General features: G+C 68.5%; 12 protein-coding genes. 5 read left to right on the forward strand and 7 right to left on the reverse strand.

Features of this window, described 5'->3' with window-relative positions:
• Positions 1-20: 20 nt before the first annotated feature.
• From F3087_RS36125 to F3087_RS47220, 3 genes are all read right to left on the reverse strand, one after another.
• Positions 21-638: a class I SAM-dependent methyltransferase gene (locus F3087_RS36125; RefSeq protein WP_150406607.1), complete on the reverse strand. Its 618-nt coding sequence runs from the start codon at positions 636-638 to the stop codon at positions 21-23.
• A 279-nt stretch (positions 639-917) separates the two neighbouring features.
• The gene (locus tag F3087_RS36130; RefSeq protein WP_150406608.1) at positions 918-1781 is read right to left on the reverse strand and encodes a hypothetical protein; all 864 of its coding nucleotides are present in this window, start codon (positions 1779-1781) and stop codon (positions 918-920) included.
• Positions 1782-1951: 170 nt separating this feature from the next.
• On the reverse strand, positions 1952-2077 hold the full coding sequence (locus F3087_RS47220) for a hypothetical protein (RefSeq protein WP_263407263.1): 126 nt from the start codon (positions 2075-2077) through the stop codon (positions 1952-1954).
• 598 nt (positions 2078-2675) lie between these two features.
• On the opposite strand from F3087_RS47220, the gene treZ reads away from it, so the two are divergent.
• A complete protein-coding gene (gene treZ / locus F3087_RS36135) occupies positions 2676-4400 on the forward strand; it encodes a malto-oligosyltrehalose trehalohydrolase (protein WP_150406609.1) in 1725 nt (574 codons plus the stop codon).
• 89 nt (positions 4401-4489) lie between these two features.
• Positions 4490-5737: a serine hydrolase domain-containing protein gene (locus F3087_RS36140; protein WP_191094315.1), complete on the forward strand. Its 1248-nt coding sequence runs from the start codon at positions 4490-4492 to the stop codon at positions 5735-5737.
• 1 nt (position 5738) lies between these two features.
• On the opposite strand, the gene ilvA is transcribed toward F3087_RS36140, so the two are convergent.
• The gene (gene ilvA / locus F3087_RS36145; protein ID WP_150406610.1) at positions 5739-7094 is read right to left on the reverse strand and encodes a threonine ammonia-lyase IlvA; all 1356 of its coding nucleotides are present in this window, start codon (positions 7092-7094) and stop codon (positions 5739-5741) included.
• Positions 7095-7192: 98 nt separating this feature from the next.
• On the reverse strand, positions 7193-7630 hold the full coding sequence (locus F3087_RS36150) for a nitroreductase family deazaflavin-dependent oxidoreductase (RefSeq protein ID WP_150406611.1): 438 nt from the start codon (positions 7628-7630) through the stop codon (positions 7193-7195).
• Between the two features lie 89 nt (positions 7631-7719).
• On the opposite strand from F3087_RS36150, the gene F3087_RS36155 reads away from it, so the two are divergent.
• Positions 7720-7947, forward strand: a complete 228-nt coding sequence (locus tag F3087_RS36155; RefSeq protein WP_150406612.1) for a hypothetical protein — start codon at positions 7720-7722, stop codon at positions 7945-7947.
• On the opposite strand, the gene F3087_RS36160 is transcribed toward F3087_RS36155, so the two are convergent.
• Complete coding sequence (locus F3087_RS36160) at positions 7944-10631, reverse strand: helix-turn-helix transcriptional regulator (RefSeq protein ID WP_150406613.1); 2688 nt, start codon at positions 10629-10631, stop codon at positions 7944-7946. The two genes, F3087_RS36155 and F3087_RS36160, sit on opposite strands and share 4 nt — an antisense overlap.
• Positions 10632-10754: 123 nt before the next feature.
• On the opposite strand from F3087_RS36160, the gene F3087_RS36165 reads away from it, so the two are divergent.
• Entirely contained in the window at positions 10755-11354 is a 600-nt protein-coding gene (locus tag F3087_RS36165) for an MspA family porin (RefSeq protein WP_223885600.1), read from the forward strand.
• Positions 11355-11501: 147 nt separating this feature from the next.
• Entirely contained in the window at positions 11502-12713 is a 1212-nt protein-coding gene (locus tag F3087_RS36170; RefSeq protein ID WP_150406614.1) for a DUF2235 domain-containing protein, read from the forward strand.
• Here F3087_RS36170 and treY read toward each other — a convergent pair.
• Positions 12633-15017 (reverse strand): malto-oligosyltrehalose synthase, encoded by a 2385-nt coding sequence (gene treY / locus F3087_RS36175; protein ID WP_223885617.1) that lies wholly within the window; start codon positions 15015-15017, stop codon positions 12633-12635. The genes F3087_RS36170 and treY overlap by 81 nt on opposite strands.
• Between the last annotated feature and the right edge of the window lie 49 nt (positions 15018-15066).

The following is a 15066-nucleotide window of genomic DNA, read 5'->3' on the forward strand; positions in this document are numbered from 1 at the left end:
CATTCAATACCGCGTGTTAGCTAGGGGGAGACTGCGGTGCCGAGAGATTGGGCGGCGAGGAATCGGGGGGCGTCTTCAGCGTAGAAGACGTCGATGTCTTGGATTTCGAAGCCGGCGGTGGTCAGTAGGCCGCGGATGTTGCGGTTCAGGTTGCAGCCGCCGCAGAGGGTTTTCTGGATCGGGTTCAGGCGGTTCTGCCACACCTGGACCTTGTGGTCCGGGGCGAGGCCGTGCTCGACGAAGTGCAGGGTTCCGCCGGGAGCGAGCACTCGGCGGACCTCGGCGAGTGCAGTCGCAACATCGGGGATCGTGCACAGAGTCCAGGTCGACACCGCGGAGTCGAAAGTGTTGTCCGCGAACGGAAGTGACTGTCCATCCAGCCCGGCCCGCTCGACCGGCACCTTCGACGCCGCAACCCGCTCACTCGCCAACTTCCACCCGAGATCAGCAGGCTCGACCGCACTGACCGAATCCACCGCCGCCGGATAGAAAGGCACATTCAACCCAGACCCGAACCCGATCTCCACAACCCGCCCCCGCAACCCGGAACACACCCGCTCCCGCAACGGCTCATTGAACCGCATCCCACACGCCACATCGACAATCCGCGGCACAACTCGATCTCCATAGAAGCCCACCAGCCCACTCTCCCAGCACCACCCCCAACGCGCCACCAGGCGCAACCTCTCGCCGACCCTGATCGGCGGCAGACACCGATCTTGCGCAGCGCCGAGACAGGGTCTGTGCTGATCGGGCCGGTGAATTGGAAACAGTGGTGAATGCTGTCGACCGCGGCTCGATGCCAGTCGCTCATCGAAGCCGACTGGTTGACCGGAGGTCTGCTCCGCGGTGCGGGCTGTCGGCCATATTGTGCCCGGTCGCTCATCGGCACCGCACCGCGCAAACTGCCGGGAGATCTACAACCCGGTGCAGGCCTTCGGGGGTGCGTCGGGTGCCTTTTCGGCGACCGGTCGCATGGTTGGGCCGAGTGCTGGGCGTAAACGGGACCAGGGGACTTCTACGCAGGGGTAGCCGTAGACGTAGAGGCCGGTGTCTATGTAGATCTGGATGCCGGTGGGAGTGGGGATCCAGTTGGCGAAGTTCTTTTCTGTTGGTTGTAGCGCGGTCGTGATGGTGGGGCTGTCGGCTAATTGGGGATGGACCTGTTTTGTTGCTTCGGTTGTGGCGGCGGCCAGTTCGGTGATTCCGGACTGGCGGTCGGTGAAGAGGTCGCCGATCAGGATGGGGGCGGCGGTGTGGGCGTTGGTGGTGATGGTGGCGAGGATCTTGAACGGGTGGGCCTCGCCCTGGTAGCTGATCAGGCCGGAGATGACTTCGCTGATCGTGCTGTCGGTGGAGAAGAGCTTGCCGGTGGAGTGGACGGAGTGTGGGCGTGGGTCGTCGCTGTGGTTGACCGCGTCCAGTTGTTCCTGGATGTACGTCCGCACACCGCGATTGAAGACCTCGGCGACCCGCGGATCGCCGCCGGACAGCTCTAACGATGCTGCGACATCGGAGGTGCCGACACCGTTGGGCACCTCCACCTTTCGAACCGTGTAGGTCGAACCCGCGGACTGGACCGTGGTCGAGTCCGCAGGTTCCGCACTCGTGGCCGGTGCCGTCGAAGCGCCGCCAGTCGTTGCCGCCGAAGCACTCGGACGCTGCTGCACGGCGCTGCTCGGGCCGCCCCCATTCGAGCCGCCGGCACCACAGCCGCTGAGCGCCACGGCCAGCGACAGTCCCACCACCGCCCGCGTCACCGTCATCGTTTGCTTGGTCACCGATCGCACCGCATGACCTCCTCGTGGAATCGAGCCGCACACATCATCGCTGCACCCGTGGCCCCGTGGGAAGTAGGCGCGCGAGGGTCGCACACATCGAAGATCGCTTGTCGATGCACGCGACAACGAGCCCCCGCCCCCTGCTCATCCCAACCGTGCATCAACCCGCATCATCCGACGCCGAGCACGCCGAGCACGCCGAGCACGCCGAGCACGCCAAGGGACGTCGGGCACGTCGGGAACGCGGGGCACGTCGAGCGCGCCGGGGGACGCGGCATGCCGGGCACGCGGGGCATGCCGGGGACGGTCAGGGACACCGGGGCACGCGGGGGACGTCGAGCACGCGGGTTACGCCAGGCACACAGAGCGACGCCGGGCACGCAGGGCCGCCGAGCGACGTCGGGCACGCGGAGGGACGTCGGGCACGCGGGGCACGACGAGCGCGCCAGGGACGCGGGCATGCTGAGGACGTCGGGCACGCAGGGCCGCCGGGCACGCAGGCCGCCGAGCGCGCCGGGCATGCCGAGCGACGTCGGGCAAACAAGGGGACGTCAGGCAAAGCAGGGGGACACCGAGCGTGCCGGGGATGCCGGGGGACGTCAGGCACGCAGAGCGATGTCGGGCACGCAGAGCGATGTCGGGCACGCCGGGGGGACGCCGAGCACGCCGGGGATTGCCGGGGGACGCCGGGGACGCCGAGTATCCGGGGGACGCCGAGCACGCCGAGCATGCCTAGCGCGCCGGGCGCGTCGGGGGACGCCGAGCACGCCTAGAGCGCCCGGGGATTGCCGGAGGACGCCGGGCACGCCGAACGGCTGCGGGGATGCTGAGGATGCCGGGCTACGGGGATTGGGTTGCGGGGCGGGGAGGCCTGGGCCGTGGAATGCTGGCGGGGTGACCTTGTTCGAGGTGTGGGCGCCGCGGGTGGAGCGGGTGCGGGTGGATGTGGATGGTGTTGTGCATCCGATGGGGCGGTTGGGGGGTGGTTGGTGGCGGGCTGAGGTGGTTGCTGCTGATGGGGCGCGGTATGGGTTTTTGCTTGATGATGATCCGAAGGTTTTGCCGGATCCGCGGTCGGCTCGGCAGCCGGACGGGGTGCATGAGCGGTCGGCGGTGCACCGGCTTGATCGGTCGGTGTGGACGGATTCCGGGTGGACCGGGCGGGAGTTGGCCGGTGCGGTGTTCTATGAGATGCACGTCGGTACCTTCACTCCGGAGGGGACGTTCGACTCGGCGATCGAGCGGCTCGACTATCTGGTCGATCTCGGTGTCACCGTCGTTGAGTTGATGCCGGTGAACGCGTTCGACGGCTCGCATAACTGGGGTTACGACGGGGTGCTCTGGTATGCGGTGCACGAGCCGTATGGCGGGCCGGATGGGTTGCAGCGGTTCGTGGACGCCTGCCATGCGCGTGGGTTGGCGGTGGCGCTGGACGTTGTCTACAACCATCTCGGCCCCTCCGGGAATTACCTCCCGCGCTTCGCGCCCTACCTCACCGAGGGGCGCAACACGTGGGGGCAGAGCCTGAATCTGGATGGCCCCGACTCCGACGAGGTGCGCCGGCACATCATCGGCAACGCCTTGCGCTGGCTGCGCGACTTCCACATCGACGCACTCCGCATCGACGCCGTGCACGCCCTGGTCGACCGCACCGCGAACCACATACTCGCCGAACTCGCCACCGAGACAACGCGTCTCGCCGCGCACGTGCGCAGGCCGCTCACCCTTATCGCGGAGAGCGACCTGAACGACCCGAAACTGATCACCCCGCGCGCCGCGGGCGGTTACGGACTGACCGGCCAGTGGAACGACGACCTGCACCACGCGATCCACACCGCGGTCTCCGGTGAACGTCAGGGCTACTACGCCGATTTCGGCTCACTGCGCTGCCTGGCCCACACCCTGACGCACGGATTCTTCCACGCCGCAACGTTTTCCAGCTTCCGTGCGCGCACCCACGGCCGCCCGATCGACACCGCGGTGATCCCGGCCAGCTCCCTGCTCGCCTACACCTGCAACCATGACCAGATCGGCAACCGCGCCATCGGCGACCGCCCCAGCGCCAATCTCACCGACGGCCAACTGGCGATCAAAGCCGCACTGGTGCTGTGCTCGCCGTACACGCCGATGCTGTTCATGGGCGAGGAGTGGGGCGCGAACACCCCGTTCCTGTTCTTCACCTCGCACACCGACCCGGTGATCGCGGCCGCCACCGCGGACGGCCGCAAGGCCGAATTCGCCGAACACGGCTGGAGCACCGACGAAGTGCCGAACCCACAGGACCCGGAGACGTTCCTGCGCTCGAAGCTGAACTGGGCCGAACTCGAAGAATCCCGGCACATCCGGCTACATTCCTGCTACCGGAAACTGCTGGCCCTGCGCCGCGAGCGACCCGAACTCACCGACCCGTGGCTGACCCATATCTCGGTCGATTACGACGAGAACGCGCGCTGGATCGTCGTGCATCGCGGCGAGCTGAAACTGGTGTGCAACCTGTCCGAAGACCAGGTCACCGTGCCGGTCACCGGCTTCTCGCTGCTGTCCTGGGAGCCGCCGACCTCGGGCCCGTCGGCGACGACGCTACCCGCGCACTCGTTCGCGCTCCTCGCCGACCACTGAGCAAAACCCCGGTTGCGGGGAAGTCACGAAAGAAAACTGTCCGAGACAGATCCATTGCCCGGTGTGACCGCCGCCATTACCGTAGAAAGATGAGCAACGAGGCTTCCGGGGATCTAGCGCCGATCCCGACCGGGATGGGTGGCCAGGCCACCGCCGAATTCGCCCCACTGGTGCGCGCTTTCGCCAGAACCTTCGGACACCGCCGCGGCGCGGGCGGCGCCCTCTCGGTGCACCTGCACGGCGAGCCGCTGCTCGACATCTGGACCGGATCCGGCGGCAGCACGCCGTGGACCCAGGACACCGGGTCGATCATCTTCTCCGCGACGAAGGGCGTCACCGCCACCGTCATCCATCGCCTCGCCGACCGGGGGCTGATCGATTACACCGCTCCGGTCGCGGAGTACTGGCCGGAGTTCGCCGCCAACGGCAAGGCGAAAATCACCGTGCGCCAAGCGATGACGCACAGCGCGGGCCTGTCCGCGCTCGCGCCGCTGGCCACCGGCCTCGGCGACGTGCTCGACCACGAGCTGATGGAACAGCGCCTGGCCGCCGCGAAACCCGATCGCCTGCTGGGCGTTCCGGCCTATCACGCGCTCACCTTCGGCTGGCTGATGGCCGGCCTGGCCCGGTCGATCACCGGCCGCAGCATGGGCGAGCTGTTCCGTTCCGAGGTCGCCGACCCGCTCGGCATCGACGGCATCCACCTCGGCGCACCGCCGCCGGACGCCCCGACCACCTATGCGCCGCTGGCCGGCTCCCAGCTGAGCCTGATCGGAAAGCCGGTCAGCGCAATGATATTGGGCCGCAGCCACCGGATCCCCGGTGCGTTGGGCGCGGCTACCCGCTGCCTGTTCCTGCCCGGATTGGAATCCATCCTGGCCGGCGACCAGCCACCGATCCTGAATACCGAACTCGGCGCCGGCAACGGTGTCTGCACCGCAACGGCGCTCGCCACCATGTACGGCGCGCTCGCCAACGACGGTGTGGCAGACGGCCGTCAGTACCTGAGCCCGCGAACGATCAAGGCGATCCGGCGGATTCAGACCTACCGCCTCGACCACGCCCTGTTCTACACGCCCATGCTCTGGCGGCTCGGCTACCACTCGCTGCCGATGCCGGGCGCGCACGCCGGATTCGGCCACATCGGCCTCGGCGGTTCCTTCGGCTGGGCCGAACCGCGCCTCGGCCTTTCGGTCGGCTTCGTGCACAACCGGCTGTCCGTCGGCCAGATGTCCTACGACATGTCGGCGGCGTTCTGGATGCTGCCGATGCTGCTGAACTGCCTGCGCGCCACCCGGCGCATCCCCCTGGAGGAGACGCGCGAGGCGGCGGCATAGGTCAGGTCAGATAGCGGTAGGCCGGCGAGCCGGGTTCGAGTCGTTCGCACTGGATCGGCGATTCGGCCATCCGTTCCAGCAACGCGCCCAGCCCATCCGGGGCGCCGAGCTCGATACCGACCAGCGCCGAACCGGTTTCGCGGTTGTTGCGCTTGACGTACTCGAACATGGTGATGTCGTCGTCCGGCCCGAGCACCTCGTCCAGGAAGCGCCGCAGCGCGCCCGGCTCCTGCGGGAAGTCCACCAGGAAATAGTGTTTCAGGCCGCGGTGCACCAGCGAGCGCTCGATGATCTCGCCGTAGCGCGATACATCGTTGTTGCCGCCGGAGACCAGGCACACCACCGTCGAACCAGGCTGCACCGTGAGCTCGGACAGCGCCGTAACCGCCAGCGCCCCAGCGGGTTCGGCGATGATGCCCTCGTTCTGGTACAGGTCGAGCATGGTCGTGCAGATGGCGCCCTCGTCGACCTGCATCATCCGGAACGAGCTTGTCCCGGTGGGGGATTCGGTGGTGGTCAGTAACGGCAGCGAGGCGTGCGAGACCACCCGGCCGCCGAACCCGGCGATCGCCGCGAACGGCACCTGACCGATCCGGCGCACTGCGGCGCCGTCCACGAACGGGTCGATCTCCGGCAGCGTCACCGGTCCGCCGGCCACCAGCGCCGCGGTCATCGAGGCCGCACCCGCCGGTTCCACACCGAGAATCGAGGTGTGCGGCGACCGGTCGCGCAGGTAGGTGCCGACGCCGGCCAGGCAGCCACCGCCGCCCACCGGCACCACGACCAGGTCGGGGGAGGTGCCGAGCTGCTCCAGGATTTCCGGCGCGATGGTGCCCTGCCCGGCCGCGGTGCGCACGTCGTCGAACGGCGGCACCATGGTCGCGCCGGTGCGTTCGACGTCGTCGCTGGCCGCCGCGGCCGCGGCATCGTAGGTTTCGCCGACCGCGATCAGCTGCACGAATTCGCCGCCGTGCACCCGGATCCGGTCGCGTTTCTGCTTGGGCGTGGTGGTCGGGACGTAGATGCGGCACTTGATGCCCATCGCGTGGCAGGCGAACGCCACGCCCTGTGCGTGGTTGCCCGCGCTGGCCGCGACCACGCCGGCGGCGCGTTCGCTCGCGGTCAGCTGCATCACCAGGTTGTAGGCGCCACGCAACTTGTATGAGCGGACCGCGGACAGGTCCTCGCGCTTCAAGTAGACGTTCGCTCCGGTGAGCCGCGATAGCCGCTCGCTGCGTTGCAGCGGAGTCGGCTCGATAATCTCGGCAATTCGCTTGGCGGCAGCGTCGATCTCGTCCGCGCTCAGCGCGGGACGAGAACTGGACAGTGCGTCGATGACATCAAGCGGATTGGACACCCGAAATATGCTGCCACCCGCCGCTTCGGGCTGCTGCGGCGGGTGGCGGTGCTGCACAGAATCAGCCGGCATCGCGTCGGATGATCCGACGCCGGGGCTCAGTCCTGCGGAGTCAGGACGAAGACAGGGATGACGCGGTCTGTCTTCTTCGTGTACTCGTTGTAGTCCGGCCAGACCTCGGCGGCCCGGTCCCACCACACCTGCCGCTCGTCACCGGTGACCTCGCGGGCGGTGTAGTCCTTGTTCTCCGTGCCGTCGCGCAGTTCGACGTGCGGTTCGGCCTTGATGTTGTAGTACCAGACGGGATGCTTCGGTGCGCCGCCCAGCGAGGCGACCACCGCGTATTCGCCGTTGTGCTCGACCCGCATCAACGGGGTCTTACGCAGTTTGCCTGACTTCGCACCCTTGGTGGTCAGCAGGATGACCGGCTTTCCCTGCATCGTGGTGCCCTCGGCGCCGCCGGAGTTCTCGTACTTCTCGGCTTGCTCGCGGGCCCAGTCGGATGTACTCGGTTCGTATTCTCCTGTCAGTGGCATGAACGAGGAAACGTCTCGGGGATCCACTGTGTTCCCGGCGACACCAAAGTTCGGTAGACCGAACTTCACTGTCCGCATATCCTTACTAGATGGCAGTTGTTCACCCGTCGGCCCGCTCCGCGACCATTGAGATCGCCGGGAGCGCGTGGCCGCTGTACAAGCTCGAGGCGCTGGCCGCCGCGCTGGTGATCTGCCTGATTCTCGCGCTGATCACCGGATCGCCGCAGGTGGCGGTGCTGATCGCCGCAGCAGTCGGGGCGGCCCGCTGGCTGGTCGGCGTGGCCGTCGCACGTCGTTCGGCCGACCGCAGCGCCTAGTCCGCGTCGAGCGGGAGATCCGCGAGTTCACCTCGCGACAGCACGCCCAGCTTTGGATACGCCTTGTACAGGTGATGGCCGACGGTGCGTGGACTGAGGAACAACTGCGCGGCGATGTCCCGATTGGACATGCCCTGCGCGGCCAATCGGACGATCTGTAGTTCCTGCGGCGTCAATGCCGCCAGCACGCCCTGCGCGGGGCGGGCGGCGGTGCCGACGCCGAGCGCCGCGAGTTCGGTGCGGGTTCGTTGGGCCCACGGGTTGGCGTCGAGTCGTTCGAAGGCTTCCAGCGCGGGTTGCAGCTGAGTTCGCGCGTCGGCCTTGCGGCGCGTGCGACGCAACCATTCGCCGTACAGCAGTTGGGTTCTCGCCTGTTCGAACGGCCGGCCGCCGAGGCGCAGCGCCGCGCGGTAGTGCTGGTCGGCGTTCGCGTCATCGATCAGGGCCCGGCCCCGGAATGCCAGAGCCGAGACCCACTCCTGCTGCGCGACCTCGGCCCATTCGGTCAGCCGGTCCAGTGCGTCGCCCGCGCGGGCCGGATCACCGAGCCGGACCGCCGCCTCGATCAGTTCGGGTAGCGCACGCCGCCCGGCCACGTGATGACGTGCGGGTTCGACGGTCAGCAGGGCCAATCGGGCGAACGCGCTGTCGACCTTGCCGAGCCCCAGCTCCAGTGAACCGAGTGCGAGATGTGTCCACGGCGCGCCCGCCGCGGCACCACCGCCGAACTCCTCGGCGAGCGCACGATCGACCAGTTCCCGGCAGTCTTCCGCCCGGCCCTCCAGCGCCGCCAGATACGCGAGGTAGGCGGACAGCTGACTGATCCACTGCCCGTGCCCGAGATCGGTCGCGATCCGCAACCCCTCGGTCGCGGCGATCCGGCCCTCACCCGGCCGGCCGAGAAACGCCTCGGCCTCGGCCCGGAAGAACAGCAGCGTCGGCAGCAGCGCGATCCGGCCCTGCTCGCGGCATTCGGCGACGAGTTCGCCGGCCAGCTCGGCGACCTGGTCGTCCTGCCCGACGACCAGACCCATGCCACACAGCTGCACCAGGTCCCGCGGACTGTCCGCACCCGCGTTCCGCGCCGCGGTCGCCGCCGCGCGCAGGTCGACGGTGAACCGCCCGTTGGCCGCCGCGACCATGTAGCGCGCGATCGGTGCGAGCGGTTCGCTGTCCGGCAGCGCGAGCGTCGTCAGCGAATCGACCACCTCGGCCAGCTCCGGCGCACCGAGGTACCAGGCCGTGTGCAGCGCTTGAGCGAGGATGCGCGCGGCACGCGGCGGCTCGGACGCCCGCACCGCCGCGGCCGCGCCGAGTAGCAACCGGTGCGCCGAAAGTGGCTTGCCCGCACCGAATTCCGCGACGCCGCGGACGAGGTCGAGGCGTGCCAGCACCAGTTGATCGGTCGTCTGGGCGGCGGCGCGTTCGGCGAGCTGCCTGGCTAGATCGGGCAGCCCCGTTTCACCCGCGGTCTCGGCGGCGAGCACCAGCCTGCGCACCCGATCCGTCGCCGCGGTGCTCAGTCCGGCCGCGCGTTCGTAGGCGGCGACGGCACCGTGATAGCCGCTGCGTTCCCGAGCGCGGTCGGCGGTTTCCTCGAGCGCGGCGGCGGTGGATTCATCCGGACCCGTTGCCGCCGAAGCAAGGTGCCAGGCCCGCAGGTCGGCATCTTCGTCCGAGGTCAGCGCCTCGGCGAGGGCGCGGTGGACAGCGAGGCGCTGAGTCAGCGGCGCACCCTGATAGATCGCCGAACGCAACAGCGGATGACGGAAGCTCAACGTCCGGCCGTCGCTGTGCACGAGTCCGGCGTCTTCGGCCGGCGCCAGATCGGACAGCTCAGCGTCGAGCGCGGCGCCCGCCCGCAGCACCGTGGCGAGGTCGGCATTGCTCGCCGCCGCCGCGATCAGCAACAGCAGTCTGGTCGGCGCGGGCAGCCTGCTCGCCTGACCGTGGAACGCGACCTGGAGCCGCTGCGTCAATGGCAGCGGATTCGCTCCTGCGCCAGGTGATTCCGCCGCGAGCACGGCGGGCAGCTCGCGTAAGGCCAGCGGATTGCCGCCCGCCTCGCTGAGCAGCCGATACCGCAGCACCGGGGACAAATCAGGGTCGCGACTGTCCACCAGGGCGGCGGCCGCCTCCGGCGGCAGCCCGGTCACGATCAGCTCAGGCAGACCCGGGGCGGGGAAAACGTCCACCCCCGGACGGGTCGCGAAGATCATCACCACGCCCTCCGCGTCCAGCCGTCGGGCGGCGAACAGCAGCGCTTCCGCGGTCGCGCGATCGAGCCAGTGCGCGTCATCGATCAGGCAGAGCAGCGGCCCGTCGGTCGCCTCCTCGGCCAGCAACGACAACACCGCGAGGCCGATCAGCAGCCGATCGCCCGGATCCGGTTGCGCCAGACCGAAAGCGCCGCGCAACGCGTCGCGCTGCCGGTCGGGCAGGGTGTCCAGCAATGCGATACCCGGCCGCACCAGCAGATGCAGTCCGGCGAAGGGCAATTCGGCTTCGGATTCGATGCCCGCGCTGCGCACCGCCGGAATGCCCTGGGCGGCCGCATAATCCAGCAGCGCCGTCTTGCCGATCCCGGGCTCGCCGCGCAGCACCAGCGCGCTGCTGCGCCCGTCGCGTGCCGCAGCGAGAAGCCGATCGATGTGTTCTTGTTCGGCTTGTCTTCCCTGGAGCATGTCCACACCGTATCGGGCAGCTGGACGACCGATCATCGGTCGGTAAGCGCGCGGCAGTTATGCCGTGTCGCACCCGGCTGATATAGCCATCGGCTACTAAGGTCTGGGGCTATGGGGTCGAATGTGAAAAGGACTGTCCAGGCCTTGGCGGGCGTCGCCGTGACCTGCGCGTCCGTTGCTGCCCTCGCGCCGACCGCGACTGCCGAGGTGATCAGCATGCCCCCGCACGAGAAGTCGTTCGTCCCGCCGGGCGACGGTGCGAAGAAGTTCACCATCGGCAGCCGGGAGGAGTACATCTACCGGATTCCGCCGTTGAACTTCATGGGGACCACCCGGGAGGCGCTGGTCAGTTCGATCGGCTACGGCCAGGTCGAGGGAGCCTCGGCGGGCAAGCTCCGGATCGGCTATCACGTCGGCTGCGCGGTGACCATCGGCGCGGGCACCCTCGGTGCGACGCCCGACCTCGTCATCGGCCAGTCGCCGAGCGTCAATCCGAACCCGGTCGCCACCCTGAATCTCGCCCCCGGCGAGGTCGGCGAGGTAGCAATTGCCGAGAAAGACATGATTCCCGGCAAGTTGATCCAGCTCAGCTTCCGCGATTTCCATATCAAGGTGAATTCGTGCACCGGCCCGGTTACTCTCCGGCAATACGCGTACGTCGATTACAAATCCCCCGAGGTCGACGATTCCGGCGCGGTCTTCGGCGATCCCACCTGGCTCTGAGCGGCTGAATCGTCCCGCCCGACCTGGCCGAACCGGCCTACCTGATTGAAACAGGTGTTGTTCATTAACACCTTTTACCGTGTGCTCGATGATTCGAGTAGTCGAGTACGCGGGTTTCATCAGGAACCCGGCGGGAGGATCTGGTCCATGAAACGCCTGGTCGTATGTTGTGACGGAACGTGGAAAGCGGAGTCCAGCAGCACGGTATCCAACATCATCAAGATCGCGCAGACGATCCGGTACGACGCGGCCGGTCCGCTGGGCGAGACGATCCCGCAGTGGGTCACCTACGTATCGGGGCCCGGTGCCCGTGGGTTCCTGTCCGATCGGCTGATGGGTGGCGCCTTCGGGCTCGGCCTGGAGGCGAATCTGTCCTCCGCGTACTGGCACCTGGCGCTGAATTGGCAGCCGGGCGACGAGATCTACATCTTCGGGTTCAGCCGCGGCGCGTTCACCGCGCGCAGCCTCTCCGGCCTGATCGACCGCATCGGGATCCTGACGCCCGAGGCCATGATCAACGGCAAGTACCCGGAGGCGCTGAACATCCACCAGCAGGTGGCGCCGAAAGACGGGACGACGCCGCAGGAGTGGATCGACTTCCGCAAGGCCAACTGCCACAAGAACGCGCCGATCATCAACTTCCTCGGGGTCTTCGACACCGTCGGCGCGCTCGGCGTGCCCGGACTGACCTCGCTGCGCTACAAGTTCCACGACGTCAAGCTCGCCCCGAGTGTGCACTGCGCGCGGCAGGCGCTGGCCATCGACGAGCGGCGGCGCAACTTCGAGCCGTGCCTCTGGGAGGTGCCGGTCGAGCCGAACGTGAAGTACCGCAGGGGATTCCAGCGGGTCAAGCAGGTGTGGTTCGAGGGCGTGCACAGCGACATCGGCGGCGGCTACGCCGAATGCGGGCTCTCCGACATCACGCTGCGCTGGATGGTGCGCGAGGCCGAGTCGGTCGGGCTCGCCTTCGACCGCGAACGGCTCGAGGAGCTGTCCAAGACCTGCCGGGCCGCGGACGCGGAACGGCACATGCGGCCGCATCCGTCGCTCGGCCTCGGCTACCGGGTCCTGAATGTGGTTCGCACGCTGCGGCATCCGCGCAGCCCGCGGTTCTACCTGGACTCCTGGCGGCGCTTGGCCAACGGTCACGAGCAGGGCATCCGGCTGGCCTCGGTGGTCAACGAGAACGATGACTACCGCCCGCCGAACCTGCGCCGCTGGCGCGCCCGGTTCGGCGGGATGTTCCCGGAGGAGCTGCTGGAGAAGGTCAGCCCGGTCTCAGCGCACCAGCAGTGCGACGGGCAGCCGGCCGAAGAGCTTCTCCAGGCGAGCCCGGCCCTGGAAGGTGTGGCCGGTTAGCCGGTCCGTCCAGGTGCCCTGGGGCAGGTCGAGAGTCGTATCGCCCCAGCCGGTTTCGGCGAGGTCGACGCTGTGCCTGGTGGTCGCGACGATCACCTCGGGGGCCGCGCCGACGCGGCCCCTGGCATAGGACACCAACCTGCTGGCCTGCTCGCCGATGGCGAACAGCGGCAGGTAGGTGCCGCCGACGAAGCAGTCGGGGCGCTCCCGGCGCAACCACAGCGCGTACGCGACGATCCACATCTTCGCCGCCCCGGTGGTGTCCAGCGCCGGTGTGCCGGTGAGGGATTGCAGCATGCCGGTGCGGACCGCGAAGTCCACCGGGCGCCGGTTGTCCGGGTCGACGAGGGAGTCCTCCCACAGCTCGCACCCTTGATAGATGTCCGGGATGCCGGGGCCGCAGAGCTGGAGCAGCTTCTGCGACAACGCATCCGACCACGCGTGCGGTGCGAGCTCGTGCACCAGGTCGCCGAGTTCGGAGCCGACCGGGCCGTCGATCACCGCGTCGATCCAGGTGTGCACCGCGGTCTCGAACTCGGAATCCGGTTCCTCCCAGGAGGATTTGGTGCCGGCCTCGCGAATCGACTTCTCCGCGAACTTGTGCAGCCGCTCGCGCAGGCCGGGGACCGACGCTGCCGGGCGGCCGTCGGCCGGCCAGACGCCGAACATGTTCTGCAACAGGAACAATGTGGTCGCGCCGTCCGGTCCGGGGGTCGACTCCTCCCAGGACTCGACGTTCTGCGCCCACGTGTCGGCGGCTTGGGAGAGCACGCCGATGCGGGCGCGCACGTCCTCGCCGCGCTTGGTGTCGTGGGTGGACAGCGTGGTCATGGTGGCGGGCCAGCGCTGCGCGCGTTCGCTGTTGGACAGGTGGAATTCGTTGAGCGAGTGCGCGAACCGGGCCGGATTACCGCCTACCTCTTGCAGCGAGACCAGCCGGGCGGCCTGGTAGAACATGGTGTCCTCCACCGCCTTCGCGGTGACCGCGCCGCAGACCTGGCTGAACCGCACCGCCGCCTCGCCGTCCGCGGCGAGCGCGGCGACCAGCACCGCCAGCGGCGCGGTGAGTTCGCTGTTGCGCTTCTCCACCTCGGCGATGACGGCGGCGATCATGCCGGCCAGCGGCGCGTAGTCGGCCCGGTAGACCGGCATGAACGCGAGCACCTCGATGGTGGCGTTGGTCATCGCCATGGTGTCGAAACTCTCGGCGCCCGCGTCCCGCTTGATCGCCCCGACGAGGCGCCGAACCTCCGGCGCCAGAATGCTTTCCGCGACGGCGCGCTTGATCCGGTGCTCGGTCTCGCCGATCCAGGAGCGGTCGCTGCCGTGCCCGGCGACCTGCTTGGACAGCTCGGTCAGCGCCTGCTCGCCGTCCGGGTCGATGAGCACGCCGCCGAGGTCGGCCAGCGCGTCGTAGCCGGTGGTGCCGTCGACCGGCAGGGTCGAGTCCAGGGGTTCCCGGTTGGCCAGGATCTTCTCTACCAGCAGCAGCCGGTTCGGGCCGATCAATCTGCGCACCCGCGCGAGATAGGCGGTGGGATAGGACAATCCGTCCGGATGGTCGATGCGGACGCCGTCGATCAGGTCGTGCTCGCACCAGGCGGCGAGCTCGCGATGGGTGGCTTCGAAGACCTCTTTGTCCTCCTGGCGGACGGCGGCCAGGCTGCTCACCGCGAAGAACCGGCGGTAGGTGCACACGCCTGCCTTCCAGCTCACCAGGCGGTAGTGCTGTTTGTCGTGGATGCGCAGCGCGTTGTCGCCGTCGGTGCCCTGGGCGATGGGGAAGCGCAGATCGTGCAGGGCCAGCATCGGTTCGGAGCCGGACCGATCGACTGTCAGTGCGGCCGGGTCGTTCTCGCTCTGCAACACCGGCAGGGCCAGCCGGCCGCCCGCGCCGTTGGCCGAGCTCCAGTCGATGTCGAAGTAGTGCGCGTAGGCGGATTCCCGGCCGTTGCGCAGCACATCCCACCACCACGCGTTCTGCCGCGGATCGGCCACGCCGACATGGTTGGGCACCAGGTCGACGATCAAACCCATACCGCGGCTGCGCACTTCGTCGGACAGCGCCTTGAGCCCGGCGGGCCCGCCGAGCGCCGCCGACACCGTGGTGGGGTCGGTGACGTCGTAGCCGTGCGTCGAACCGTGCGCCGCGGTGAGGATCGGCGACAGGTACAGGTGCGAAATGCCCAGCTGCTGTAGGTATTCCGCGATGGTCCTGGCGTCGCTGAAGGTCAGTGCGTCCGGCCGCAGCTGGAGCCGGTAGGTGCTGCGGACCGTGGTCGGCCTGGCCGGGGTGCGGCGCATCGAGAGGGGATCGGTCACGTGCGTCTCGGTGGATTCCGGTGTGGTCATG

The organism is Nocardia colli (assembly GCF_008704205.1).
GTDB classification, from domain to species: Bacteria; Actinomycetota; Actinomycetes; order Mycobacteriales; family Mycobacteriaceae; genus Nocardia; species Nocardia colli.

Coding starts and splice junctions, on each gene's coding strand:
- F3087_RS47220 (WP_263407263.1), bottom strand. CDS start 2,077: ATGCCCCGCGTGCCCGGCATGCCGCGTCCCCCGGCGCGCTCGACGTGC.
- F3087_RS36140 (WP_191094315.1), top strand. CDS start 4,490: ATGAGCAACGAGGCTTCCGGGGATCTAGCGCCGATCCCGACCGGGATG.
- F3087_RS36150 (WP_150406611.1), bottom strand. CDS start 7,630: ATGCCACTGACAGGAGAATACGAACCGAGTACATCCGACTGGGCCCGC.
- F3087_RS36155 (WP_150406612.1), top strand. CDS start 7,720: ATGGCAGTTGTTCACCCGTCGGCCCGCTCCGCGACCATTGAGATCGCC.
- F3087_RS36160 (WP_150406613.1), bottom strand. CDS start 10,631: ATGCTCCAGGGAAGACAAGCCGAACAAGAACACATCGATCGGCTTCTC.
- F3087_RS36170 (WP_150406614.1), top strand. CDS start 11,502: ATGAAACGCCTGGTCGTATGTTGTGACGGAACGTGGAAAGCGGAGTCC.
- treY (WP_223885617.1), bottom strand. CDS start 15,017: ATGCGCCGCACCCCGGCCAGGCCGACCACGGTCCGCAGCACCTACCGG.